The sequence below is a fragment of the Zymomonas mobilis subsp. pomaceae ATCC 29192 genome (assembly GCF_000218875.1).
Taxonomy (GTDB): domain Bacteria; phylum Pseudomonadota; class Alphaproteobacteria; order Sphingomonadales; family Sphingomonadaceae; genus Zymomonas; species Zymomonas pomaceae.
Window position 1 is genome coordinate 450,985 of the sequence record NC_015709.1, and the last position, 24,078, is coordinate 475,062.

Annotated in this window: 23 protein-coding genes and 1 other RNA gene; 10 read left to right on the forward strand and 14 right to left on the reverse strand. The window is 44.3% G+C overall.

The window, feature by feature from the left end; translation table 11 throughout:
* The first annotated feature begins 278 nt into the window (after positions 1 to 278).
* Entirely contained in the window at positions 279 to 1,304 is a 1,026-nt protein-coding gene (ispH, locus tag ZYMOP_RS02010; protein ID WP_013933692.1) for a 4-hydroxy-3-methylbut-2-enyl diphosphate reductase, read from the forward strand.
* Positions 1,305 to 1,307: 3 nt separating this feature from the next.
* Positions 1,308 to 2,453 carry an adenosyl-hopene transferase HpnH gene (hpnH, locus tag ZYMOP_RS02015; RefSeq protein WP_013933693.1) on the forward strand — a complete coding sequence of 382 codons (1,146 nt, stop codon included), beginning with the start codon at positions 1,308 to 1,310 and terminating at the stop codon, positions 2,451 to 2,453.
* On the opposite strand, the gene ZYMOP_RS02020 is transcribed toward hpnH, so the two are convergent.
* The 9 genes from ZYMOP_RS02020 to ZYMOP_RS02060 form a co-directional block, all read right to left on the reverse strand.
* A complete protein-coding gene (locus ZYMOP_RS02020) occupies positions 2,397 to 3,074 on the reverse strand; it encodes a phosphorylase family protein (protein WP_013933694.1) in 678 nt (225 codons plus the stop codon). The two genes, hpnH and ZYMOP_RS02020, sit on opposite strands and share 57 nt — an antisense overlap.
* Positions 3,075 to 3,205: 131 nt before the next feature.
* Positions 3,206 to 5,182, reverse strand: coding sequence for a squalene--hopene cyclase (shc, locus tag ZYMOP_RS02025; protein ID WP_013933695.1), 1,977 nt, complete (start codon positions 5,180 to 5,182; stop codon positions 3,206 to 3,208).
* Positions 5,183 to 5,201: 19 nt separating this feature from the next.
* The gene (hpnE, locus tag ZYMOP_RS02030) at positions 5,202 to 6,443 is read right to left on the reverse strand and encodes a hydroxysqualene dehydroxylase HpnE (protein WP_013933696.1); all 1,242 of its coding nucleotides are present in this window, start codon (positions 6,441 to 6,443) and stop codon (positions 5,202 to 5,204) included.
* Complete coding sequence (hpnD, locus tag ZYMOP_RS02035; RefSeq protein WP_013933697.1) at positions 6,440 to 7,315, reverse strand: presqualene diphosphate synthase HpnD; 876 nt, start codon at positions 7,313 to 7,315, stop codon at positions 6,440 to 6,442. Before hpnD ends, hpnE begins: the two co-directional genes overlap by 4 nt.
* On the reverse strand, positions 7,315 to 8,175 hold the full coding sequence (gene hpnC, locus ZYMOP_RS02040; protein WP_013933698.1) for a squalene synthase HpnC: 861 nt from the start codon (positions 8,173 to 8,175) through the stop codon (positions 7,315 to 7,317). Before hpnC ends, hpnD begins: the two co-directional genes overlap by 1 nt.
* Complete coding sequence (locus tag ZYMOP_RS02045) at positions 8,172 to 9,311, reverse strand: glycosyltransferase (RefSeq protein WP_041581887.1); 1,140 nt, start codon at positions 9,309 to 9,311, stop codon at positions 8,172 to 8,174. Before ZYMOP_RS02045 ends, hpnC begins: the two co-directional genes overlap by 4 nt.
* Positions 9,311 to 10,324: a hopanoid-associated sugar epimerase gene (gene hpnA / locus ZYMOP_RS02050; protein ID WP_013933700.1), complete on the reverse strand. Its 1,014-nt coding sequence runs from the start codon at positions 10,322 to 10,324 to the stop codon at positions 9,311 to 9,313. The genes ZYMOP_RS02045 and hpnA overlap by 1 nt, the downstream gene beginning before the upstream one ends.
* 298 nt (positions 10,325 to 10,622) lie before the next feature.
* Entirely contained in the window at positions 10,623 to 11,573 is a 951-nt protein-coding gene (locus ZYMOP_RS02055; protein WP_371851884.1) for a cation diffusion facilitator family transporter, read from the reverse strand.
* Between the two features lie 90 nt (positions 11,574 to 11,663).
* On the reverse strand, positions 11,664 to 13,187 hold the full coding sequence (locus ZYMOP_RS02060) for a replicative DNA helicase (RefSeq protein ID WP_013933702.1): 1,524 nt from the start codon (positions 13,185 to 13,187) through the stop codon (positions 11,664 to 11,666).
* 89 nt (positions 13,188 to 13,276) lie between these two features.
* On the opposite strand from ZYMOP_RS02060, the gene ZYMOP_RS02065 reads away from it, so the two are divergent.
* Complete coding sequence (locus ZYMOP_RS02065; RefSeq protein WP_013933703.1) at positions 13,277 to 13,768, forward strand: cytidine deaminase; 492 nt, start codon at positions 13,277 to 13,279, stop codon at positions 13,766 to 13,768.
* Between the two features lie 48 nt (positions 13,769 to 13,816).
* The gene (gene dcd / locus ZYMOP_RS02070) at positions 13,817 to 14,371 is read left to right on the forward strand and encodes a dCTP deaminase (protein ID WP_013933704.1); all 555 of its coding nucleotides are present in this window, start codon (positions 13,817 to 13,819) and stop codon (positions 14,369 to 14,371) included.
* 44 nt (positions 14,372 to 14,415) lie between these two features.
* Here dcd and ZYMOP_RS02075 read toward each other — a convergent pair whose 3' ends face one another.
* The 5 genes from ZYMOP_RS02075 to ZYMOP_RS09190 form a co-directional block, all read right to left on the reverse strand.
* On the reverse strand, positions 14,416 to 14,748 hold the full coding sequence (locus tag ZYMOP_RS02075; RefSeq protein WP_013933705.1) for a YbaB/EbfC family nucleoid-associated protein: 333 nt from the start codon (positions 14,746 to 14,748) through the stop codon (positions 14,416 to 14,418).
* A 78-nt stretch (positions 14,749 to 14,826) separates the two neighbouring features.
* Positions 14,827 to 16,710 carry a DNA polymerase III subunit gamma/tau gene (locus ZYMOP_RS02080; protein ID WP_013933706.1) on the reverse strand — a complete coding sequence of 628 codons (1,884 nt, stop codon included), beginning with the start codon at positions 16,708 to 16,710 and terminating at the stop codon, positions 14,827 to 14,829.
* Positions 16,711 to 16,863: 153 nt separating this feature from the next.
* Positions 16,864 to 16,961: signal recognition particle sRNA small type (gene ffs / locus ZYMOP_RS09250), an RNA gene on the reverse strand.
* A 440-nt stretch (positions 16,962 to 17,401) separates the two neighbouring features.
* A complete protein-coding gene (locus ZYMOP_RS02090; protein ID WP_013933708.1) occupies positions 17,402 to 18,523 on the reverse strand; it encodes a cysteine desulfurase family protein in 1,122 nt (373 codons plus the stop codon).
* Positions 18,524 to 18,626: 103 nt separating this feature from the next.
* On the reverse strand, positions 18,627 to 19,103 hold the full coding sequence (locus tag ZYMOP_RS09190) for a YbjN domain-containing protein (protein WP_013933709.1): 477 nt from the start codon (positions 19,101 to 19,103) through the stop codon (positions 18,627 to 18,629).
* Between the two features lie 329 nt (positions 19,104 to 19,432).
* Here ZYMOP_RS09190 and ZYMOP_RS02100 point away from each other — a divergent pair, with 329 nt between their 5' ends.
* The 6 genes from ZYMOP_RS02100 to queA all read left to right on the forward strand — a co-directional run bounded on the left by ZYMOP_RS02100 (position 19,433) and on the right by queA (position 24,064).
* The gene (locus tag ZYMOP_RS02100) at positions 19,433 to 20,122 is read left to right on the forward strand and encodes a DUF1013 domain-containing protein (RefSeq protein WP_013933710.1); all 690 of its coding nucleotides are present in this window, start codon (positions 19,433 to 19,435) and stop codon (positions 20,120 to 20,122) included.
* Between the two features lie 56 nt (positions 20,123 to 20,178).
* Positions 20,179 to 20,424, forward strand: coding sequence for an exodeoxyribonuclease VII small subunit (locus tag ZYMOP_RS02105; protein WP_013933711.1), 246 nt, complete (start codon positions 20,179 to 20,181; stop codon positions 20,422 to 20,424).
* 3 nt (positions 20,425 to 20,427) lie between these two features.
* The gene (locus ZYMOP_RS02110; protein WP_013933712.1) at positions 20,428 to 21,330 is read left to right on the forward strand and encodes a polyprenyl synthetase family protein; all 903 of its coding nucleotides are present in this window, start codon (positions 20,428 to 20,430) and stop codon (positions 21,328 to 21,330) included.
* Between the two features lie 81 nt (positions 21,331 to 21,411).
* Positions 21,412 to 21,960 carry a pantetheine-phosphate adenylyltransferase gene (gene coaD / locus ZYMOP_RS02115; RefSeq protein ID WP_013933713.1) on the forward strand — a complete coding sequence of 183 codons (549 nt, stop codon included), beginning with the start codon at positions 21,412 to 21,414 and terminating at the stop codon, positions 21,958 to 21,960.
* Positions 21,961 to 22,138: 178 nt separating this feature from the next.
* A complete protein-coding gene (locus ZYMOP_RS02120; protein ID WP_013933714.1) occupies positions 22,139 to 22,969 on the forward strand; it encodes a peptidylprolyl isomerase in 831 nt (276 codons plus the stop codon).
* A gap of 63 nt (positions 22,970 to 23,032) precedes the next feature.
* On the forward strand, positions 23,033 to 24,064 hold the full coding sequence (gene queA, locus ZYMOP_RS02125; protein WP_013933715.1) for a tRNA preQ1(34) S-adenosylmethionine ribosyltransferase-isomerase QueA: 1,032 nt from the start codon (positions 23,033 to 23,035) through the stop codon (positions 24,062 to 24,064).
* Positions 24,065 to 24,078 lie beyond the last annotated feature (14 nt).

Sequence of the window (24,078 nt, forward strand, 5' to 3'; positions counted from 1 at the left end):
TCATTCATCGACAGTTTAGAACTTTTTATCCAATTCTTCATAAAAATGCTTCGTTAGACCCTAATGAAAAAAAACGCAGAAAAAGCAATGAGGTTTCTTTTTAGAAAATGTGGTATATAAGTCACTGTGTTTTTTATACATAATTCACACTAAATCTGCCCGTTTTGTGCTATAAAGCGCGTTATCTGCTTTCAGATCATCTGTAAAATAGTTACAGGTCTAACCGTGATCAGGCCAAGATAGGCTTAGAATAAAAGCATCCAATATCGGGAATGTTTGTGATAAAAATCATTCTGGCTCAGCCGCGTGGCTTCTGTGCGGGTGTCATCCGCGCTATCGAAATCGTCGATCAGGCACTCGATCGTGTCGGCGCACCGGTATATGTTCGCCATGAAATCGTTCATAACCGTCATGTTGTTGATACACTCCGTGCCAAAGGCGCAGTTTTTGTCGAAGAACTTTCAGAAGTTCCCTCTGGCGAAGTAACCGTATTTAGCGCGCATGGTGTAGCACGTACCGTCCAAGAAGAAGCAGACCAACGGGGATTACCTGTCGTTGATGCAACATGTCCCTTGGTTAACAAGGTTCACGCTCAGGGGAGACGCTATCTCTCTCATGGACGCACTTTAATTTTAATCGGTCATGCTGGTCATCCCGAAATTGAAGGGACATTGGGGCAAATTGACGGTCCGGTTCATCTGGTAGGGTCGGCTGAACAAGTAGCTGATCTTAAAATTCCAGAAGATACGCCGGTTGCCTTCATTACCCAGACGACTTTGTCCGTCGACGACACACGTTCTGTGATTGCCGCTTTAAGACAGAAATTTTCGGATGTTATTGGCCCCGATACTTCCGATATTTGCTATGCCACCCAGAACCGCCAGACGGCCGTTCGGGACTTATGCAAAAAATCTGATCTCATTTTGGTCGTGGGGTCGCCAAACAGTTCTAATTCCAATCGCCTACGCGAAATAGGGTTAGAAGAAGGGCTGCCCAGCTATTTGATTGCCGATGGTAGCGAAATAGATCCTGTCTGGTTTGAAGATATTCATACCGTAGGATTAACCGCCGGTGCCTCAGCACCAGAAGAATTAGTGCAAAGTGTTATCGCGGCTATCCGTGCATTAGGGCCAGTAACGGTAGAGCAGTTGCCCGGTGTAGAAGAAAAAATTGCTTTTCGTCTGCCCCCTACCCTTCGCCATCTTAAAGCGCGTAATGCGGCCCATAATATAACAAAAGATGAAGCCGCCGCTTCTTCACAGGATGCTGACAGCATCACTAATGATACAGAACAGGAGGCTTGAGCCTTGGGTATTCCTTTTAGTCAAATCTTGCGGATTGGTTCCTATATTGTTGGGAAACATATCAAAGGCACGAAGCGTTATCCTTTAGTTTTAATGCTGGAACCTCTTTTCCGCTGTAACCTTGCTTGTCAGGGCTGTGGTAAGATTGATTATCCGAGCGAAATTCTTAATCAGCGGTTGTCTTATGATGAATGTATGACAGCGATTGATGAGTGCGGAGCGCCTGTCGTTTCTATCGCAGGTGGTGAACCACTCTTGCATCGGGATATGCCGAAAATTGTCAAAGGGGCCCTTGATAAAGGGAAATTTGTCATTTGCTGTACCAATGCTTTGCTTTTTGCAAAGAAGGTAGATCAGTATGAACCGCGCCCTAACTTTACATGGTCGATACATCTTGATGGTGACAAAGAGATGCATGATCGTGCCGTTTCCATGGAAGGTGTCTATGAAACGGCCGAGGCAGCCATTCGTCTAGCAAAGGCTAAGGGTTTTCAGGTTTCGATTAACTGTACCCTCTTTAATGATGCAGATCCTGAACGCACTGCAAAATTCTTCGACCGTATGAAGGCTATCGGTATTAATGGCATTACGGTTTCACCGGGTTATGCGTATGAACGTGCCGCTAATCAGGATGAATTTCTGAACCGTACCACGACCAAAAAGCTCTTCCGTAATCTTTTTGAGCGTGGAAAAGGGCATAAATGGCCATTCAATCAATCCATTCAATTTTTGAATTTTTTGGCGGGTAACGAAGCTTATAAATGCACCCCTTGGGGCAACCCAACGCGCACTGTTTTTGGATGGCAGCGTCCCTGCTATCTCCTAGGTGAAGATTACGCCAAAAGCTTCAAAGAATTGATGGAAGAAACGGCGTGGGATGATTATGGCGTCGGTAACTACGAAAAATGTCAGGATTGCATGGTGCATTCCGGTTTCGAGGCTACCGCCGTTATTGATACGGTGCACCACCCCTTAAAAGCAGCGATGGTTGCTTTAAAAGGTATAAAGACTGATGGCCCTATGGTGCCTGATATTAGTCTTGCCCATCAACGACGGGCAAAAGATGTTTTTTCGGATCATGTTCAGCAGCGTTTAGCTGAAATCCGGAAAGCCGATGCTGCTTCCAAAAAGAAGATTGACGCGGCTTAATTGCTTTAAAGCTTTCGTTGCTGCCTTAGCGGCAGTAACGAAAGCGGGCAATTGTGTAGGATGACAGAGAAGCGATCCTAACAATGCCGGAACATCGACACTACCATCTGGTCGCATCGCCACAGAAAACGCGGGCGGTAAAGTATGATCTGCCTGATCGGATATGACTCTAAGAATAATAAAAGGGCAGTTATATTGCTCAGCGATCCGAGCAACAATATGCGATTCCATATCGACCGCTATGGCCTTTTCATCCGCTGCAATTCTTTTTTTCTCTGACATATCGGATATCAGAGTACCATCTGCATAAAAAATGCCGCTCTTAATTGAAGGTAAAAATGTTCGGATTACGACCTGCCAGCCTAAGTCGCATTCTGCTTCAAAACCGCCTTTTACCGCAGTAGCCAGTACCCAATCCCCGACCTTTAAATCGGTATCCAGAGCCCCTGCCAGACCAAAGCTAACTAAACCAGAGATGGTATTAGCCTGCATAATTTGGTTGAGTGAACGCTCTAAGGTAAGAGCATCCCCCCCACTAGTTAAAGATAATACCTTATCACATTGTGCTGCAGCCTTAGCTTCACGATCGATTCCGGTGACAGCCAGAATATGACTAAGCATGTCGCTCCTTTACTTTGTTATTTATCCTGCCTGCTCGGCGTGATGCGGCGAAAAAAATACGGCCGATAAAAAACCGACCGTATAAACATTACTCTTTTTTGGTTACTATTCTCTTATCGAATAATATTTCATTACATACCATAAGCTACTTTAGGTTGGTTAGCGCGGCTTAAATTACGATAGCGCGCCAAAGCCCAAAGAGGAAAATATTTGGAATACCCATGATAGCGAAGATAAAAAACGCGTGGGAATCCGCCACCGCTATAGTAATCTTCTTTCCAGAAACCATGTTCATCTTGATTGTTAGCAAGCCAGTTAATACCACGGGCAACAGCTGTAGAATCCGTTTCGCCAACAGCCATCAACCCCAATAAAGCCCAAGCTGTTTGGGAAGGTGTTGACACGGCAGGTTGATAGCCTTTGTAATCTAAAGCATAGCTGTCACAATCTTCGCCCCAGCCACCATCTTCATTTTGAATGGATTCTAACCATTGGACAGCACGACGAATATTAAGATGGTCATGAGGAATATCGGCGGCATTTAAAGCACAAAGAGCAGACCATGTGCCATAAATATAATTGACGCCCCAACGCCCAAACCAACTCCCATCCTTTTCTTGTTCCTGGAAAAGATAATGGACAGCGGTTTTCATATCATCATCTTGAAGCGTTTTGCCCGCTTGCGCCAGCATAGAAACACAGCGTGCAGAGACGTCAACCGTTGGCGGATCTAATAAAGCACCATGATCAGCGAATGGTATATTATTAAGATAATAATAGGTGTTATTGGCATCAAAAGCCCCCCACCCGCCATTATCGCTTTGCATCCCTAGCGTCCATTCTATGGCACGCGATTTAGACTCTTCAAATTTGCTGCCGATCTCTGGTAATTTTCCAGCTCGGTCCATCGCCATGACGACGACGGCAGTATCATCTACATCAGGATAATAGGCATTATTATATTGGAACGCCCATCCACCGGGGCGAAGGTCTGGTTTTTGCCAAGCCCAATCCCCTTTAACATCCAAAATCTGTTGAGGTTCCAACCAATTCAAAGCATCAATTGCAGCTTTTTCAGCTTTATCACCGCCCACTTCTAACATGGCATGGGCGGCTAAAGCGGTATCCCAAATAGGCGATAAACAAGGCTGACAGTAAATTTCATCATCACTGTCTTGTTCTTCAGGATTGAAGACTAAAAGCTTTTCGACTGCCTTTCGGGCAATAGCCCGTTCTGGATGATCTTCAGGATAACCCAAAGCATCATACATCATTACGCTATTCGCAATAGCAGGATAAATTCCCCCTAACCCATCTTCACCGTTCAAACGTTCGGAAACAAAATTGACACAAGCATCAATCGCTTTTTTACGATTAGCTTTAGGCCAAAAAGATTCTGCTTTGTGCAGTACTTTATCTAATGCGCCAAAACCGATTTTCCATACCCACTTACCGTCGGCCCGTGCTGGGACCGTTGCCCCCGGAACGAAAAGCTCATCGACAAGGATACCCCGAGGGTTCTTGGCAAGGGGCCTAACGGCCTGCAATACCAATAACGGAACCAGAACTGTCCGTGCCCAGTAAGACATCTTATTAATATGGATGGGGAACCAATCCGGCAGAAGCATCATTTCTACCGGCATTTGGGGAACCGTCTCCCAAGGAATGGCACCATATAAAGCGAGCTGTAACCGCGTAAATACATTAGAGGTGATAGCCCCCCCATGGGCTAAAATTTCTTCACGGGCACGCTGCATATGCGGTTCATCAGGCGAATCCCCAATCATTTTTAAAGCAAAATAAGCCTTAACGGTCGCGCTAATATCGAAACCGCCCTTATAAAATAAAGGCCACCCGCCATGATCCCCTTGAATCCGGCGAAGATAGCGCCCGATTTTAGCTTCAAGTTCTAAATCTTCTGGTTCACCCAGATAATGACGGAGCAGAATATATTCGGCTGGAATGGTAGCATCAGCCTCAAGCTCAAACACCCAATGGCCATCCTGCTTTTGGGTATCCAGTAATGCCTGTGCCGCCTTTTCAATGACAGGTTCTATATTGTCAGGCAAAATACTCAAATTAGGAACAGAAGAAGTCGATAGGGTCATTTATCAGCTCTCTATGAAATCAATCAGATAAAACCAGATCAGCTGCTATATGCCCTGATCGGATAGCACTTTCTATAGTGGCGGGCAGTCCCGTACGGGTCCAATCGCCGGCTAAAAACAGATTATGCCAACAGGTCGTTGCGGGTGGCCGCCGATTGTTTTGTTCAGGTGTTGCTTCAAAGGTTGCCCTTTTCTCCTTAACAATCTGCCAAGACGGTAATTTCTGATTTAAAGCATATACAGTGGTAATATCCTGCCAAATACGATTTACCAGAGTTTCTCGATCTTCCTCAAGTAGAGCATTGGCAGCACTGATGGTAACAGATAATCGATCTGGAAAGGCAAATATCCATTCGGCTGTTCCACCAATAACACCCATAATAGGTGCGATACCGGCAGGAGGCTTTACACAAAAATGCGCATTAATAATAGACTGATATGCATTAGGTGTTTCAATATTGGGCAATAAATCAGAAACGACCCATGATGGCAGGGCGATAACAAGCTTATCGCCCTTCTCCAAGGTTATATTTTCACTACCAAAATCTAACGTTACAGCATAATGATCAGAAAAATCTATCTGACGAAGACGTTTGTTAAAGTTTACTTCGACCCCTTTTTCTTTAAGATAAAGAAGTGCTGGATCGATAAAAGCGCTGGCTAAATCAGGTTTTGCTATACGTGGTAAGCACGCGTGGCCACCTTTTAGCAAACTTTCTTTGATAACTTTTTCGGCTAAACGCGCAGAGCCTTCTTTGGCGGGAGTATTAAGAACCGCGACAAAGAAGGGATCCAGCAGCTTATGCCACAAGCTATTCTGTGTTGGAAGAATATCGCCGATTTTACTATCAGCTTTAGAAAATAATAGCCGCGTTAAGGCTAAATAATCCATTATTTTACTGTGTGGCACGCGATTATGCGGGAGAAAAAACCACCATGGTAAACGCCCGTTATTTAGCTTTATGGTATAACGTTCTCTGTCTTTTAGGTCACAAAAAGAAAAATCTGCATGACTAGGGCCGCTAAAATTATGATCGGCACCAATAGTTTTTAAATAAGAATGGGCAGATTTATTTCCGGATAATAGCATATGGTTGCCATTATCAATGACCATATCTAATTTTTTATCATAGTAAGAGCGGCAACGTCCACCAGCCCGTGCCGCCGCTTCATAAATTCTTACTGACTTACCAGCTTTAGAAAGCGCTACAGCCGTTGATAAGCCAGCCAACCCGGCGCCTACAATATGCGTAATGCTCATGAAACAACCTTAAGTCTGAGCAATGTCCACAAAAGAGCTAGCTTGTTATGGCGTACTTTTTTTCTAGGGGCTTTCCAGCCTTGTGCCAGCATTTTTCGTAATAACGCAGAATAGGCGGCCGCCATCAGGCGGGGTGCGATAAGATGTCCTTTAGGACGTCCTATAATAATATGGTCAGATGCCGCATAATGGCCTTCGGCTTGCCAAGCCAGAGCGCGACAGACACTATCTAATCGAGGATCGCTTAAAGCCTTATCAATATCGAGGGGTATACCGGCGGCTTCTAAAGGTTCACGAGGCAGATAGCAGCGATTAATCGTCGCATCTTCATCCAGATCCCGCAGAATATTAGTAAGCTGTAAAGCACGTCCTAAATGGTAAGCAAGTTGCTCGCCGATTTCGGTATCCATACCAAAAATGCGAACAGACATGCGCCCAACTGCCGAGGCCACTCGATCACAATAAAGATCAAGGGTTGCTTCATCAGGAAACTGAATAGGGCCTTTCAGATCCATAGCCATGCCATCAATGACAGCGACAAAATCTTCTTTTTTCAAATGAAAATGAGCAACACTTTCCTTAAGAAAACGCGCCTGGCCACAGGATTTCCCATTGTAAAGAGCGTCAATATCAGATCGCCATTGTTCCAGTGCGTGTTCTCTTTCTTGCGCACTACCTTCTAAATCATCAGCGATATCATCAACTTGGCGACAGAAGCTATAGACTGCATACATGGCTTCCCGCTCTAAGAGCGGCAAAACGCGCATACCGATATAAAAGCTACTATTTTTTGCCCCGCTGCTTATTGCACGCGTTTCTGAAACAGTATTAGAGGTCTCTTCTGCCAGAGTATTTTTTTTGGCAAGCTTCATTAAGAAAATACTCTCCCTGCAGCAGCGATAAAGGCTAACCCAAAAGCTTCAGCCTTATTATGATGAACGCGCTCAGATAATGGATCACGCTTTATTAAACGTTTTGTCAAACTTTCAGCCAACCGTTGAATAACGGCGACCTCAACGCCCAAACGACGATCCTGAATCGCTTCAGAAAATCCCGCTGAACGCTTTAAAAGCTGCATAGTTTTTAAAGCAAGGGTAGAAATCGCTTGCTGTAAAGCTAAAGAGGCGTGGAACCGACCTAAATCCCCCATTGAGGCACCCACCGCTTCCATAATATCGGTGGGTATATAGACCCTGTTCAACATTCTATAATCTTTGCCACAATCTTGCAAATGATTGATAATTTGTAACGCCGTACATAAGGCATCATTCATAGGCCAAAGGTTGCGGGATTCCCCATGAACATCTAAAACAAAACGCCCAACTGGTGCTGCCGAATAACGACAATAGTCGATTAGGGCATCCCAATCTTTGTAGCGATTTATAGAGACATCCCGTCGAAAGGCTTCCAAAAGATCAAGCCCATGGACCGAGGCCTGTTCCAAATGATGATTAAGGAGCGTTTCCCGAAGAATGACGGCATCAGTATCGTTTTGGCTTTCGCCCGTTAAACTGGCCCGCATTTCTTCAAGAATAGACAGTCGATCTTTTTTACTGGCCGTTGCATTATCCGCTACATCATCAGCATGTCGGGCAAACTGATAAAAAGCCAAAATAACCGGACGATATTTGGGGTTTATCAAAAAAGAGGCGACAGGAAAATTCTCATCCTGATGCCCTTTGCCAGAAGCTAAAGCGACAGCCTCTAATCTATCTTTTGTTTTTGTTCTCACAGACCTATCCGTGCTTGCGCACGTCCCTTCCACATACCACCTCGCCCTTGCCATACATGCACTGCAGAAAAAAAGGTTGCACCGCTATAAAAGGCTGCGATTAAAGGAAGTGCTATACCCCATAAAGGGGATCGATGATAAAAATGTAAAATCGGCTGAAAAGCAAGGGCCATCATAACCCATCCGGCTATTCCGATCCAAGCCGCAGTTCCATGCCCCAATAACGCCAAAAACGGCGGTATCAAATAAACAATTCCCATACCGATTAGGGTTAAAGCTAAAAGAATAGGCGAATATCGCAATTGCGCATAGGCCGAGCGGGAAATCATATGTCCGATTTCTTTAAAATTAAGATAGGGACGAATACTCAGCGAACGATTTGTCAATGATAGGCGAATTTTACCCTGTTTTTTCATGATGGCGCCTAAGCTGCAATCATCAATAATAGCATGACGGATTGAACTGATGCCACCCGCATTTTCAAGGCTTATTCGATCCGTCAACATACATCCTCCGGCTGCACCTGCAACTTTACGCTTTGGATCGTTGATATATCGGAAAGGATAAAGCATCTGAAAAAAGAAAACAAAAGCAGGAATAAGGGCCCATTCAGCAAAATTGTTGCAGCTCAAACGGGCCATAAGAGAATGGAAAACCAGCCCTTCCTCTTCAGCTTTCGCTACTAACATCCGTAAAGTATCCTGTTTATGGGCAATATCAGCATCGGTTAACCATAACCATTTTACAGATCCCGCGGCTTTAATCCCTTGTTCCACAGCCCATAATTTACCCGCCCATCCGCTGGGAACGGGCTTTCCATCCAAAATAACCAGATTGTCGGCCTGACAGTCTTGAAGCGTTGCTACAGCGACTTCTGCCGTATTATCTTCGGAGCCATCATTCACCAGAATAATTCTGAAATTTCCGGGATAGTCTTGCGTCAGTAAAGACCGAATAGTTTTATCAATAACATCCGCCTCATTTCGTGCTGGCACAACGGCTACTACATCCGGCCATATTTCCAATTTTGGGAAAGGACGATCATCGCGTTCCAGGCAAAGCCAGAATCCGCCATGAAAAAACAAAAGCCCGATCCATATGCTAAGTGATAGTAAACCTAGAAGGGTCACCACCATCATAACATACCTTCTTCCCGAAACCATTGCAGGGCATCGGTGATAGCTTGCTGCCAGGGCCGCGCTTTGTATCCCAATAGGCGTTCTGCTTTTTTAGAAGAAAAATACATATGATAACCCGCCATTTTTAAGGCATCTCGGGTTACGAAGGGTTCAATTTTAGTTAATTTAGCGAAAGCCTCGGCGCCCCAGGCCAAAGGAAAGAGGGGCCAGCGTGGTAAAGCGATTTTAGGCGGTTTCCGACCAACCTGTCGGGCAATTTCAGCCAACATCAAACCCAGAGGGACATCTGTACCCCCCAGAATATATCGTTCGCCCACAATTCCTTTTTCAAGCGCCTTCACATGTCCATCAGCAACATCATCAACATGAGCTAGATTGAGACCTGTATTGACATAGGCGGGCATTTTACCTGTCGCCGCTTCAACAATAATCCGACCTGTCGGCGTTGGTTTAACATCACCAGGCCCGATAGGGGTAGAGGGATTGACAATCACGGCAGGCAAGCCTTGCTCTGCGATCATCCTTTCCACCAATCTTTCGGCCTCTACTTTGGAGCGTTTATAGGCCCCAATAGCGCGTTCTGGTGTAAGAGGGCGCGTTTCGTCGCTAGGATGTCCGTGTCCCGGTGCCAATGTCGCGACGCTACTTGTATAAACGATACGCTTAATATCAAGATAAAGCGCCGCCGTCATAATAGCTTGCGTATGCTGACGGTTATGTCGGATAATTTCCTGAGAATCGGGTGCCCAAAGCCGATAATCAGCCGCGACATGAATAAGAGCGCCACATCCTGAAAGAGGTTCTCTTAAGGAAGGGGGATCATCAAGGTCACCATAAACGATTTCGCCGGGGAAATCGCGAATATTAGTAAGCGGGCTACTGGGGCGCACCATACCGCGCAGCTTGTATCCTTGTTCCGCCAATGACCGCGCTACCGCAGATCCGACAAATCCGGAAACACCGGTTACCAATACAGGCTTATCTTTATCCACCTGATTTTGATCTTGCACGATATACCCCTTATACGCCTCCAATAAGCGGAAATAACGGCGCTATACTCTGGATTCAGATTTTACTGATTGGCTCAAAATACACAATCTTACAGTATCAGATCGCGTATACAGCCCTTCGGAGTATAAATTGCCGGACATTATGTCCGGTAAAGATAAGAGACCTTTATCACAACCGGAATAAATCCTACAAAGAGCATAGTTGCCTTATCTGTGACAAATTAGACACTAAAAAACAGTACCTTTTTTAATAAAAAGGCACTTTAAAATGTAGCTATCAAATTTGTCCGATCAAATATCAGACAGGCATACATAACGGTTCATGGTGACGGCTACCATGTTCAATTTGTAAGGTTACATGTCCGATATTGAATTCTTTTTTCAAGATGTCACTGACTTGATCGATAAAACCATCGTTATTCTCGATCTGGGATTTAACGATGTGCGCCGTCATGGCTGTCTCACTCGTACTTACCGGCCATACATGGATATGATGGACATCTGTAACATCTGGCAAGCTGCGCAAACGTGCAATAACAGCGTCGAGGTCTATCGACGGGGGAACCCCATTAAGGGCAAGAGAAAAAGACCGAACAACAAGCCCCCAACTACTCCACAGCAAGACGACAACAATCCCCAAGCTTAAGGTCGGATCTATCCAGTGCCATCCTGTTAATTTGATGATTAAGCCTGAAAGCACAACAACCGCTGAGACCAAGGCATCTAAGAGCATATGCAGAAAAGCTGCATGACGATTAAGCTCCTCCTGCCCATCTTTGAACAATAAAGCCGTAGCAAAATTGATAATAATACCGATCCCGGCAACTATCATAATAGTGCCACCTGGAACGGCGACAGGATCAGAAAAACGCCGAATAGCTTCCCATCCAATAGCCCCACAGGCAACAAATAAAAATAAGGCGTTAAAAAGAGCGGCTAAAATAGAAGAGGATCGGTAACCATAGGTAAATCGAGCTGTGGGACGTAATTTTTCAGCCAGAAGCGCCGCTAAAGATAAGGCTAATCCCAGTACATCAGAAAGATTATGCCCTGCATCAGCAATAAGGGACAAGGAACCCGAGGCAAGCCCATAACCTATTTCTACAAAGATAAAGGCTAAATTGATAATAATACCAATGCTAAAGCTACGGCTATTATGGGCATTGATTTCATGGTGGTGGTGATGCCCTGTTCCGTGACTGTGGTGATGGCTATGATCATGGTCATGATCGTGGTCTTTATCAGACATTGTACTAATAGCCTTATTCCCCATACATCTTACCCTATTCAGCTTGTAGTTTAGAAAGGACCTTTTAGAATTCGATATAAGTAAGTATCCTTACACTCTCTCTTCGGAAGGCATATAATTATCATCAACGGGATCTGAAAAACGGGTGATACGGCTTTCAAATCTTAAACGTACTTTACCTGTTGCCCCATGTCGCTGTTTGGCGACAATCAGTTCGGCCATATTATAGACTTGTTCCATCGACTGTTGCCATATTCGGTGTTCTTCATCAACACGGGCATCAATCGGACTATCGCTCTTTTCGGCTGCTCTTTTCGGTTCACGCGATTGGAGATAATATTCTTCACGATAGACGAACAAGACAATATCTGCATCCTGCTCAATAGAACCGGATTCTCGTAAATCAGAAAGCTGGGGGCGTTTATCCTCACGCTGTTCCACAGCACGGGACAGCTGGGACAAGGCTAGCACAGGAATATCGAGTTCTTTTGCTAAAGTTTTTAGTCCACGGCTGATTTCTGAAATTTCATTTACCCGATTATCATTTGCTTTACCCGAGCCATGCAAAAGTTGAAGATAGTCAACAACCAATAAACCAATATTATGTCGGCGTTTTAACCTTCTAGCACGGGTACGCAAACTGGCGATAGTCAAACCGGGGGTATCGTCAATATAAAGCGGTAACTCTTCCAATTCAGTGGCCGCGCGTGCAAGATTACGGAATTCTTCCTTGCGAATTTTCCCCATACGCAGGTCTTCAGAAGATAATTGCGATTGTTCCGCCAAAAGACGAGTTGCCAACTGATCAGCAGACATTTCTAGACTAAAAAATGCAACAGGCGCCCCTGCACTTTCTTCTGGCTTGAGGCCATTACGGATATCATACATATAACGCTGTGCCGCATTAAAGGCGACATTGGTTGCAAAGGCCGTTTTACCCATGCCAGGGCGACCCGCTAGAATCAGAAGATCAGAACGATGCAACCCGCCAATCTTGGCATTAACCGTATCCAGTCCTGTTGTAATACCAGAAAGATTGGCCCCTGAATAAAGCGCCATTTCGGCTGCTTTAACAGCAATATTGGCCGCCTGTGCAAAACTTTTAACGCCCCCTTCGGTAACACCGGATTCGGCAACACGATAAAGAGAAGCCTCCGCTTCTTCAATTTGAGATAGAGGATCAATGATGCCTTGAGTATCCATAGCATTATCGACCATCTCTCGCCCGACACTGATTAGTTCCCGTAAAAGGGCAAGATCATAAATCTGGGCAGCGAAATCCCGAACCCCCAACAAAGCAGCATGGTGTTGTGCAAGCTCTACAACATATTTTATGCCGCCCTTGGCCTGTAAACCGGGGTCTTTTTCAAGAAGAGGTTGCAGAATAACGGGTGTAACATGCTGATTACGATCAATCTGGCGCATAATAGTCTGATAAATCAGACCATGGGTAGGGTCGAAAAAATGTTCGGCACGAAGTTTAACCTGAACATCTTCTGCAAGGCGATTATCAATTAAAAGGGCACCTAGAAGCGCCGCTTCTGCTTGAATATTCGCAGGTACCCCGATGTCTTTTTCTTGCAAATTAGATGCCAATGTTAATACTTCTGCCATGCAGAATCTGTCCTTCGTCTTTTTTCTTCTAGGAGGGGTTTTGCGGGCTTTTGATAGGCTATCTTCAGGTTAAGCGGAGGATAACATGTATGACCGAATCCAATTATAAATATGAAGGACCTAAGGATAAAGCGCAATCACTTGTAGATAAAGCCCGTCAGGCTATGAAGCAATCTTATTCCCCTTATTCAGGTTTTTCTGTGGGTGCTGCAGTTTTATTACAAGATGGATCGATCATAACCGGTACTAATTTTGAAAATGCGAGCTATGGCCTTACCTTATGTGCTGAGACGGTTGCCGTAGCGATAGCTAATAATACGGGTAACCTTAAAAATATTGTTGCAATCGCCATTATAGGTGGGAAACGTCAAAAAGATGGTTTCCTTATCGGAAAAAATCCTGTTTATCCCTGTGGTCGATGCCGTCAGATATTGAACGAAGCTGCTCAGGTGAGCCAATGTGATTTAACTGTCTATTGTGCATCTGCCGAAGGTGACTTGATCAAAGAGCATAAATTATCAGAATTAATCCCTTTTAATTTTGGCCCCGATGATCTTGGCATTACGGCTACGGAATCCTGAATATCCAAAAATTAAATCCACAAAAGCTAATTAAAAAAGGAATTAAGAATGTCGATCATGTCTGACCGCTGGATTCGCGAGCAGGCCCAACAGCAAGCAATGATCGAACCATTTGTTGAAAGTCAACGGCGTGATGGCTGTATCAGCTATGGATTGTCTTCTTATGGGTATGATGCACGGGTAGCTGATGAATTTAAAATTTTTACAAATGTTGATTCCGCTACTGTTGATCCAAAGAATTTCGCCTCCAACAGTTTTGTTGATCGTAAAACAGAGGTTTGTATCATCCCGCCAAACAGCTTTGCCTTGGCCCGCACCGTTGAATATTTTCGTATCCCCAAAGATGTTCTGGTAATTTGTCTTGGCAAATCAACCTATGCCCGTTGCGGCATTATCGTCAATGTGACGCCTTTGGAGCCGGGTTGGGAAGGTCATGTGACCCTAGAATTTTCTAATACAACACCATTACCAGCTAAAATTTATGCAGGCGAAGGTGCGTGCCAGTTTTTGTTTTTGCAAGGCAATGAACCCTGTGAAATCAGTTATTCAGATCGTTCTGGAAAATATATGGGACAAAAAGGCGTCACCCTACCGCGTTTGTAAAACAGCCTTTATTCGGAAGGGGATATCCCCTTCCGAAAGTCGCTTTAAAGCGGTAAATTAAGACCGGGTGGTAAGGGCATACCTTGTGTCATCTTTGACATCTCACCGTTACTTGCTTCTTCCGCTTTGGCGCGAACATCATTGACAGCGGCAACAATTAAATCTTCTAACATTTGCTTTTCGGCAGGTACCAACAAACTGTCATCAATTTCAACGCCAGTAACACGGCCTTTTGCTGTGGCTTTAATTTTCACCAGTCCACCACCTGACGCGCCTTCAACGGGGATAGTATCCAGTTTAGCTTGAGCTTCACCCATCTGTGCCTGTAATTGTTGAGCAGCTTCTTGCGCTGCCTTCATCATTTTTTCGAGATCCATCACGAAACCTTTATACTATGAAGATTCATTTTAGCTTGGCGACAAAGCTTTAGAAAGAGCCTTATTCAAAAACAAAAGTTATTCTACTAACTGCGCATTTGGAAAAATTTCAAACACTGTTTTAATGATAGGCATATTAAGAAGCGCTTCTTTTTCAGCTTTCTTCTGTGCTAAATCCTGTTCTCTGAAACTTAAATTTCCTGTTTGTTCTTTTGAAAAAATAACTTCCCAAATCTCTCCTGTTAGATTTTTCAGGGCCTGCATTAATTTTTGATGGAATTCTCGGGTAAGACGAGGGTGCGCTTCGAGAACCAATTTAGGCGGATTATACGTAATCAATCGTCCATAATCTTCTAACCAATGACCAATAAGGGCATTACCAGAACCAAAAAGTGTTTCTGTTAAACTCTGGAAATCAGACGGAAAAGAGCTATTATTAATATCTATATCTTGATCAAAATTTTCTTTTGAGGAAGCGCATGATGAAGCTACGCTTTCTATCGGCTGAGATGTAGTTGGAGGTAAAATAACGGGTCCATCAGAGCTGTTATTATCCCATTCTTCTATAGGCGCAGAGGGGCTGTTCGCCCTACTGTCTTGGGATACTGTATGAGTAGGCTCCCGCTCATGAGGTAAAGATGGAGTGCTTTTGCTAGCTACCGCTTCAGTACCGTCTTCAAAAGTGTTTTTTTTTGAGATTTCAGATCCATCGCCCAAATTCTGATCAGATATTATAGGGTCCATTCCCCGTCTTTCATCAGAAGAAGGGGGTGAAACTACCGCTGATTGTTGTCCCGAGATCTTAAGATGATTGATAATGGCCACAGGATCAGGAAGTTGACTGGCATGAACGACCCGTAAAAGGGCCATTTCTGCCGCCTCTAAAGGTAACGTTGCCGTTTGCACTTCCTGATGGCCTTTTAATAAAAGTTGCCACAGCCGATGAAGAACAGGAAAGGACAACTTTTGTCCTAAATCAGAAAGCCATCTTTGTTCTTCAGTACTTCTTATAGATTGTTGTTCTGGTCGACCCATTTTACTACGCGTGACAGCATGGACAATCTGCAATAATCCTTGAATTAAAGCCTCTGGTTCTATTCCTAAATCATACTGGGCTTTAATATGATCGAGAACCTCTGCACCTTGCCCCTGCAGTAAGGCCGAAAACAAAGATCGGATAACGCTTCCATCCGATAAACCCAGCATATCGCGGACATCAGCAGCGATAACTTGCCCTGCACTATGAGCAATAGCTTGATCTAAAATAGAAAGACCATCACGAACGGAGCCCTCTGCGGCTTTGGCGATCAAGGCTAAAGCTTCATCTTCCGCTACGACCTGTTCTTGGTGGGCAATTTTCGTGAAGTATTCCGCTAGTAAAGAAGAAGATATTCGCCGTAGGTCAAAACGTTGACAACGGGATAAAACTGTAATTGGCACTTTATTTACTTCGGTCGTGGCAAAGATAAACTTCACATGTACAGGGGGTTCTTCTAATGTTTTTAACAAAGCGTTAAAAGCATTTTTGGAAAGCATATGTACTTCATCTATAATATAGACTTTAAATCGCGCTGAAACCGAAGCATATCTGACAGATTCAACAATTTCCCGAATATCATCGACCCCGGTGTGCGATGCGGCATCCATCTCAATGACATCAATATGTCGCCCTTCGGCAATAGCTCGACAGGGCTCACAGTTACCACAAGGATCTATGGTCATGCCCCCCTTTCCATCGGGGCCAATGCAGTTCAATGCTTTTGCAATCAATCGGGCAGTAGAGGTTTTACCGACACCGCGAACGCCCGTTAATAAAAAAGCATGGGCCAATCGATCCCGCGCGATCGCATTACCGAGCGTCCGCACCATAGCATCTTGACCAATAAGATCAGAAAAATGCTGTGGACGATATTTACGGGCTAAAACCCGATAAGGGGTAATCGAAGAGGAAGAATCAACCATAGAATAAAACTAATGCATGACACGTTGTAAGGGAACGACGGAAATCGAGGAAGAATGAAAACCAATTTTCAAAAACAAATTGAATACAAATTATTCAGAAAAAAGCTGAGAGAAAAATCTCAATCAGAAGGGAAAAAGCAGATTCATTGATAAAAGAGTGGAAGCCGAAACGACCCGACGCAAATTCGTTACGGCTGCTTCCTTCCGGATCTGACCGGGTTGGCGACAGCATCGTCCGCTCGACTTCCGTTGGTGCATATGTAGCATTCACCACCAATTATCAAGTCCATAGTGAAAAGAAAAATATCAAGATAATTCAGAAATCTGAGCAGGGTATTTTGTCATTTTTGGGTCAAATTGTAATTTTTATTGTTCAGGGAAGATAAACAGTGAAATTCTGACATTTCGGCAAGTGTTCCTGACAATCCACGCGTGAATTGGGTTCAAGATTGAAGGCAAGGTCTAGCATATTCTCTTCCATTTCGGTTACAGAAGGCACCTGACCAAAATTTTCGGGGCAATAATCACATGACAGGTCGCACAGGTTAAATCATTATCACAGGTGCCTTTAAATAGGTAAGCCCACCTTCAATGCCACATCTAGCACTCTGTCGCCTTGTGCGGCTATTACCATAATATTTTTTTCCATGGCGAAATGCACATGAATAGACATATTCTGCATCCCGCTCTTTTAAAGAGCTGACCAGCCTTGTTGTTGCTCAGCCGCCGCTTCCTGTATGGAATCCAAAGCAGTCATGAGCTCTGTGACTGTGGTGTAGCGCCCGAAACCAAGGCGAATACTGCCTCGCAGTGCCTTTTGAGAAAGGCCAATCGCTTTTAAAACATGGCTAGGACGGGCTGCGCCGCTAGAACAAGCGGAACCTGCAGAAAAAGCTACATTACGAGTAGTGGCAATCAGACGAGCAGAATCAATCCCTTCCTGATAAAGATTAAGATTACCTTTCCATCGCGGATTAACAGGGCCATTAAGAGTCCAATTGGCCATTTTTTCGCGTGCCAGCATAAATAACGCTGTTACATGCTTTAAATCATGGGATTGTTGCTTAGCGGCTACGACAGCGGCGGCCCCAAAACCGGCACAAAGCGCGGGGCTAAGCGTACCGGATCGTAGCCCTCCCTGTTGATGGCCCCCATGTAAAAGAGGCGTAAGTTTAAGGCCTTTTTTAATCCATAAAGCCCCGACACCTATCGGGCCATGGATTTTATGCGCAGAAAGCGCAATCATATCACAATTTTGAGGCACCGAAATGCGCCCATATCCTTGGACAGCATCTAATAAAAAAGGGGCACCTACTTTATGAGCTAAAATAATTAATTCGGAAATAGGCTGAATTACCCCGATTTCATTATTGACGAGCATAGCCGTAACAAGCGCAGTATCTTCATCAATAGCCGACGCTGCCGCTTCTAAATCGACAATACCATCAGCATCTACGGGAAGGGTTACGATTTCAGCACCCTGTCTTTTTAGGTATTGTACGCTATCTAAGGTCGCTGCATGTTCGGTTTCTAACGTAACAATTTTACGTTTATGGTTCGTTTCAGAAAACCACAAACCTTTTATAGCCAAATTAAGGGCTTCAGTTGCCCCTGATGTAAAAACAAGCTGACCGCTTCCAGCGTCTGGCAATAAGGTCAAGATTTGTTCTTCGGCAATAGCAATAGCGGCTGCCGCTTTTCGCCCCATTCTATGAGGAGAATGGGGATTGGCGGTTTCTTCCAGCCAAGGCAGCATAGCTATTTTGGCTTCTGGTGCCAAAGGGGTGGTGGCCTGATAATCAAGATAGATCATAATAAAACGTCTTTTGAAAGGCCTATAAAAAACAGAGATTGAGCTGCTTATTAAAATTGTTTTTAAATAAGAAAAAAGCCTTTTTTATGTTAAAAAAATAGGCTCAATTATGCTTAAAGTTAATAAATCGTGAGAAATCTTCAACCGAAGATCCGAATGAAGATATCATAACCAGAAACAGCTTGTCTGCTATGCCATCGGGTACGGTTGGAATATCATATTGAAGATAAGGATCCATGTCCGTATCCAGATATACTTTGGCCCAGCGATGCCCCCGCATCCAAAGATTGATACGATCAAAGCTAATACCGTTTGGAAGGTCGTATCCCGTACTTAATTGTAAAGATTGGCAGTTATGCCCACGGTTACATCCATAGAAAAGTATCTGGATAGACTTTTCTAAAAAATGAAAGCGTATCATCGGGTCACCATCGGCTACATGCGTTAAGCTGGCATCATAGCCGTGGTTGTGAAGAATATCGACAATACCTTGAGGTTCAGAGGCTGTTATATTTCCCCAAGCCGGTGAAATAATCGGATCACAAAACCAAAAGAGCAATAACCATGCAAATCTTCGCATTTTGCATCTTCTTTCCGAAGAAATTTTAAAAACTTTATACATTTTTAGAGCGTTTTCGTTTTGCCCTAATGCGATTTAGATTTTTTTATCATTGTAGCAATGTTAATTGCTCGTTCAGCCTCTCTATCTCCCACCCAAAGAGATATAATTGTCACAGCTTATCGGCTTAAAAAACGCACAGGATTTCGGCTTCCGCCTATATCCAGCTTGCTCTTAACCTCATGACAAGGTAAGGGTAAGAAAATACGCTAAGGCCATCCTTCAACGGGTGGCCCTTTTATTATGTAGGCCTCGCCGTAACGGGGTGCAATCTTCAGGAGAATTTTGCTGTGGCCCAGCCGCTCATGCCTCACGCGACAGCCTCCTGGCTTGTCGATAATACTTCGCTTAGTTTTGAACAGATTGCCATTTTTTGTGGCTTGCACATTTTAGAAGTGCAGGCCATCGCCGATGACACAGCTGCTACCAAATTAGCGGGTCGAGATCCGGTTCGTGCCGGTGAACTGACTTTGGAAGAAATCGAAAAAGGTCAGAAAGATCCTAACTACCGTCTGGCTATTCAGATTACCCCTGAACAGCATCGTCGCCCAAAAGGGCCGCGTTATACGCCTATTTCACGGCGTCAAAACAAACCAGATGGTATTGCATGGATTATTGCTAATCATCCCAAAATATCCGATGGGCAGATTTCTAAACTGATCGGAACAACCCGTGAAACGATTGCCAAAATTCGCAATCGTACCCATTTCAACATGATCAACATTGTACCAAAAGATCCGGTAACACTGGGGTTGACCTCACAGCGTGAATTAGACGCTGTAGTAGCCAAATTGGACAAAGATAAAGAAAAAGAGGAACCCTCACCCTTTGATGCAACGCTTGCAGGTGAACGGGAAGCTATGATCCGTTACCTTCATCGCAAACGTGAAAATCAGGAACGCACAGCTGAAGAAATTCACGCCAGTGAACAGGAAAGCCAATATAAAGGCTTTGTTGATCCTTTTAGCAAAAAAAAATAAGGAAATGACCGGCTGATAGAGGATTTATCTTTCTTGAAAACCGGTCAAACCACGCTATGAGCCAAGAAAAACCAATATCTGATTTGAGCTTTGAGGAAGCTTTAAAAAAGCTGGAAGAAATCGTTCATCGCCTTGAAAGCGGGGATACAACCCTTGATGACTCTATCCGGATGTATAGCCAAGGTGATGCCCTAAAAAAACAGTGTGAAGCCAGGTTAAAAGCAGCACAGGCAAAAATTGAACAGATCAGCCTGGATCAGGACGGCAAACCCCAAAATGTCCGTCCTTTTGATGCGGAGTAAATAATGGATACAGTGCATAATCTTAAGACGGCGATGGAACAGGTTGCTCAGGATATTGATGAATTATTCGACAAGCAATTATCTATACCGGAAGATCCCCGTACCCGCTTAATCGAAGCCATGCGTTATGCAGCTATTGGAGGCGGTAAACGTTTACGTCCCCTCTTGGTGGTTGCCACTTGTGCTTTATTTAATGTGGATCGTAAAGCAGCCTTACGCGTAGGATTGGCTATTGAATGTATCCATGTTTATTCGCTTATTCATGATGATATGCCCTGCATGGATAACGACGATTTACGGCGTGGTAAGCCAACCGTCCATAAGGCATTTGATGACGCCTCTGCGGTTTTGTCCGGTGACGCTTTGCAAGCTTTGGCTTTTGAAATTTTAGCTGATGAGCAGATACATGCTGATCCCAATGTCCGGCTTGAATTAGTCAAGGCTTTGGCTATTGCCTCGGGTAAAGATGGCATGGTGGGTGGACAGGCCATTGACCTTGCAGCCGAAACCTCTGCCGAACCTTTTGATCTGCCGACTATTACGCGCTTACAACAGCTTAAGACGGGGGCTTTGTTTGGCTTTTGTCTGGAAGCGGGTGCCATTATGGGACGGCAGAATAAAGATGTCCGCGATCGCCTGAAAGCGTATGCTCGGGATATAGGGTTAGCTTTCCAGATTGCCGATGATCTTATCGATGCTGAAGGAGATGAGGCTATTGCCGGCAAAGCCGTCGGTAAAGATGCCGCGGCAGGTAAAGCTACTTTCCTATCCTTGTTAGGGCTTGAAAAAGCCCGTTCACAAGCTACCGCTTTAGTGGATCAAGCAATTGCACATCTCTCCATTTTTGGAGAAGAAGCCGATTTCTTACGCGGTATTGCGCGTTATATTGTAGCCCGTGATCATTAAATTTTATTATTCGCTTAAATCTTAAACGGCAAAATAGGCTGAAATATTTTGCCGTTTAAGAGGTGAAGGAATTTTCAGGGTATGACCATCGGGCATAAAGCACAAAAACGCATTGCTATATATCCCGGCACGTTTGATCCCATCACCTTGGGACATGTTGATATTATTCGACGGGGCGCCCGTATTTTTGATCATTTGATTGTCGCCATCGCCGATAACCCGGGGAAATCTCCTCTTTTTTCTTCTGATGAAAGAGCCGCGATGGTCAGGCATGAGATAGAAATTTTAGAGACATCGCCCGATAGTCAAATCGAAGTGATCACCTATGATTCTTTGCTTATGCATTGTGTGCAAGCGCAAGGCGCTTCTGTCATTTTACGTGGGTTAAGAGCTGTTGCCGATTTCGAATATGAATATCAGATGGCAGGTATGAACCAACAAATAGATAACACAATCGAAACGATGTTTTTGATGGCAGACTGCGTTTTGCAGCCGATAGCTTCACGATTAGTAAAAGAAGTTGCCTTTTACGAAGGAAACATCACGCCCTTCGTTTCCCCCCATGTCGCTCAGAAATTGCAACAACGCATGCGGGAAAAACGGCGGGAAGCTATGATACCATCATCATAATCTTGGAAAAACCTGTTTTCTATTCTGATTTTAGTCTGTAATTTTATATTTTCGTCGTTTGAATAAGCTATAATTAACATTGCATACAGCCTAGAATGACGACAATAGCCTTTATAATAGCGATATTAGGCATAATAGGAGCGATCGTAGGATAGCGGCCTAGGAGGATTTTAATAGCATGCTCTTTAAAAATATATTTAAAAGCATCCCTGCTATTCTAGTGTTTTTTTTGATAGTATCGCCGCTTTCAGCGCAAAAACACGGTAAGGAAAAAGAACAAGAATTAACGGCCGATCCTCAGGAAATAAGAAAAATCGTTCGAAAAACCCAGCAACAAGCCTTGCCGGATATAGCGCCTATACCTGAATTGACGCCAGATAATACGCTTAATCTTGATTTATCAACCGGCGGTCGTGTCGTTATTCAGTTGAGACCGGATAAAGCGCCCAAAAGTGTAGAGCGTATTAAGATTTTGGTACGCCAAGGTTTCTATAATGGTTTAAAATTTCATCGTGTAATTGATGATTTTATGGCTCAAACAGGTGATCCTAAAGGCGACGGATCAGGAGGATCCACACTTCCCAATTTACCGGCAGAATTCAATGATATGCCGCATGTAAGAGGCGAAGTTTCCATGGCCAGAGCCCAAGAACGGGACAGTGCTAACAGCCAATTTTTTATCGTCTATCAGCCTAATTTTTCGCTTGATGGAGAATATACGGCCATAGGGCGCGTCGTTTCTGGCATGGAATATGTCGATGCGGTCGAAAAAGGCGAACCTCCGGCGCATCCATCGCTTATTATAAGAGCCTCAATTGGATCTGATAAAATTCATCCACCAAGTGATGAAGAAGTAAAAGCAGCCGTCGAAAAGCAAGAACTGGCTAATATTGAAGCCCAGCGACAGCAAGAAGAAGCTTTGAAAAAAAGGTATCTGATGAATTTCATGGGAGGCAATTCGCATCCAGCCCCAGCCCCTTCGGTGCCGCCCCCTTCACAGAATAAATAATGAAAACGCAATAATCTGATTGATTATTCCTATTTTAAATCGAGGATGGAATGAGTTTACGGTATGCGGGTTGATCTTTTTGACTTTAATCTTCCATCGGAATCGATTGCTTTACGGCCTGCAACACCGCGTGAATCCGCGCGTTTATTGCAGGTAAATGATACGAAAATTGGCGATTATCACATCGGAGATTTGCCAGATTTATTGAAAGCAGGTGATCTCTTACTTTTTAATGATACGCGCGTAATTCCGGCCTATTTGGAAGGTAAAAAGAATAACGCTCGCATCAGTGCCAATATGATTAAGCGAGAAGGGCTGCGTCAGTGGCGCGCCTTTGTTCGCAATGCCAAGCGATTAAAAGCCGAAGATATTGTTGATTTTGGACAAGAGGCTTCTGCGCGTGTGATCAATCGTGATGAAGACGGATCGGTTCTGTTTGAATTTTTAGGCAATGAGCCTGTTGAAATATTATTAGACCGTGTCGGTCAAATGCCGTTACCGCCTTATATCGCCAATAAACGGCCAGCTGACTATCAAGATCGGCAAGATTATCAAACTATTTTCGCTGAGAAACAAGGCGCTGTTGCAGCCCCAACGGCTTCCTTACATTTTACTGAAAACTTACTGGAACGTTTAAAGCAAGCGCATATTGATCATGCTATGCTCACTTTACATGTAGGGGCTGGCACCTTCTTACCTGTCAAGGTAGAAGATAGTCGTGACCATGTGATGCATAGTGAATGGGGTCATATTGATGCTGTGACAGCGAATAAAATCAATGCGACCAAAGCCCAAGGCGGTCGCATTATTGCCGTGGGAACGACTAGCCTTCGTTTGGTCGAAAGTGCAGCGGATGAACAAGGCATCGTTCATCCTTTCTGTGATGAAACGGATATTTTCATAACGCCCGGCTATCGTTTTCGTGTGATTGACGGGTTGATGACCAATTTTCATCTCCCTAAATCCACTTTGTTTATGTTAGTTTCAGCGTTAATGGGGCGTGAAACGATGATGTCTGCCTATCAACATGCCATTGATACGGGTTATCGTTTTTATTCTTATGGGGATTCAAGTCTTCTGTTGCCCAATAAATAACCCTGATAGAGAGA

Excerpts from the sequence above, each read along its gene's own strand:
- ZYMOP_RS02080 (WP_013933706.1), bottom strand. The coding sequence starts at position 16,710 with ATGGTTGATTCTTCCTCTTCGATTACCCCTTATCGGGTTTTAGCCCGT.
- ZYMOP_RS02020 (WP_013933694.1), bottom strand. The coding sequence starts at position 3,074 with ATGCTTAGTCATATTCTGGCTGTCACCGGAATCGATCGTGAAGCTAAG.
- queA (WP_013933715.1), top strand. The coding sequence starts at position 23,033 with ATGCGGGTTGATCTTTTTGACTTTAATCTTCCATCGGAATCGATTGCT.
- ZYMOP_RS09190 (WP_013933709.1), bottom strand. The coding sequence starts at position 19,103 with ATGCGAAGATTTGCATGGTTATTGCTCTTTTGGTTTTGTGATCCGATT.
- ZYMOP_RS02060 (WP_013933702.1), bottom strand. The coding sequence starts at position 13,187 with ATGGCAGAAGTATTAACATTGGCATCTAATTTGCAAGAAAAAGACATC.
- ZYMOP_RS02090 (WP_013933708.1), bottom strand. The coding sequence starts at position 18,523 with ATGATCTATCTTGATTATCAGGCCACCACCCCTTTGGCACCAGAAGCC.
- ZYMOP_RS02110 (WP_013933712.1), top strand. The coding sequence starts at position 20,428 with ATGGATACAGTGCATAATCTTAAGACGGCGATGGAACAGGTTGCTCAG.
- hpnD (WP_013933697.1), bottom strand. The coding sequence starts at position 7,315 with ATGAAGCTTGCCAAAAAAAATACTCTGGCAGAAGAGACCTCTAATACT.
- ZYMOP_RS02065 (WP_013933703.1), top strand. The coding sequence starts at position 13,277 with ATGACCGAATCCAATTATAAATATGAAGGACCTAAGGATAAAGCGCAA.
- ZYMOP_RS02055 (WP_371851884.1), bottom strand. The coding sequence starts at position 11,573 with ATGTCTGATAAAGACCACGATCATGACCATGATCATAGCCATCACCAC.
- ZYMOP_RS02120 (WP_013933714.1), top strand. The coding sequence starts at position 22,139 with ATGCTCTTTAAAAATATATTTAAAAGCATCCCTGCTATTCTAGTGTTT.
- coaD (WP_013933713.1), top strand. The coding sequence starts at position 21,412 with ATGACCATCGGGCATAAAGCACAAAAACGCATTGCTATATATCCCGGC.
- ZYMOP_RS02105 (WP_013933711.1), top strand. The coding sequence starts at position 20,179 with ATGAGCCAAGAAAAACCAATATCTGATTTGAGCTTTGAGGAAGCTTTA.
- ZYMOP_RS02045 (WP_041581887.1), bottom strand. The coding sequence starts at position 9,311 with ATGGTGGTGACCCTTCTAGGTTTACTATCACTTAGCATATGGATCGGG.
- ZYMOP_RS02075 (WP_013933705.1), bottom strand. The coding sequence starts at position 14,748 with ATGGATCTCGAAAAAATGATGAAGGCAGCGCAAGAAGCTGCTCAACAA.
- shc (WP_013933695.1), bottom strand. The coding sequence starts at position 5,182 with ATGACCCTATCGACTTCTTCTGTTCCTAATTTGAGTATTTTGCCTGAC.
- dcd (WP_013933704.1), top strand. The coding sequence starts at position 13,817 with ATGTCGATCATGTCTGACCGCTGGATTCGCGAGCAGGCCCAACAGCAA.
- hpnE (WP_013933696.1), bottom strand. The coding sequence starts at position 6,443 with ATGAGCATTACGCATATTGTAGGCGCCGGGTTGGCTGGCTTATCAACG.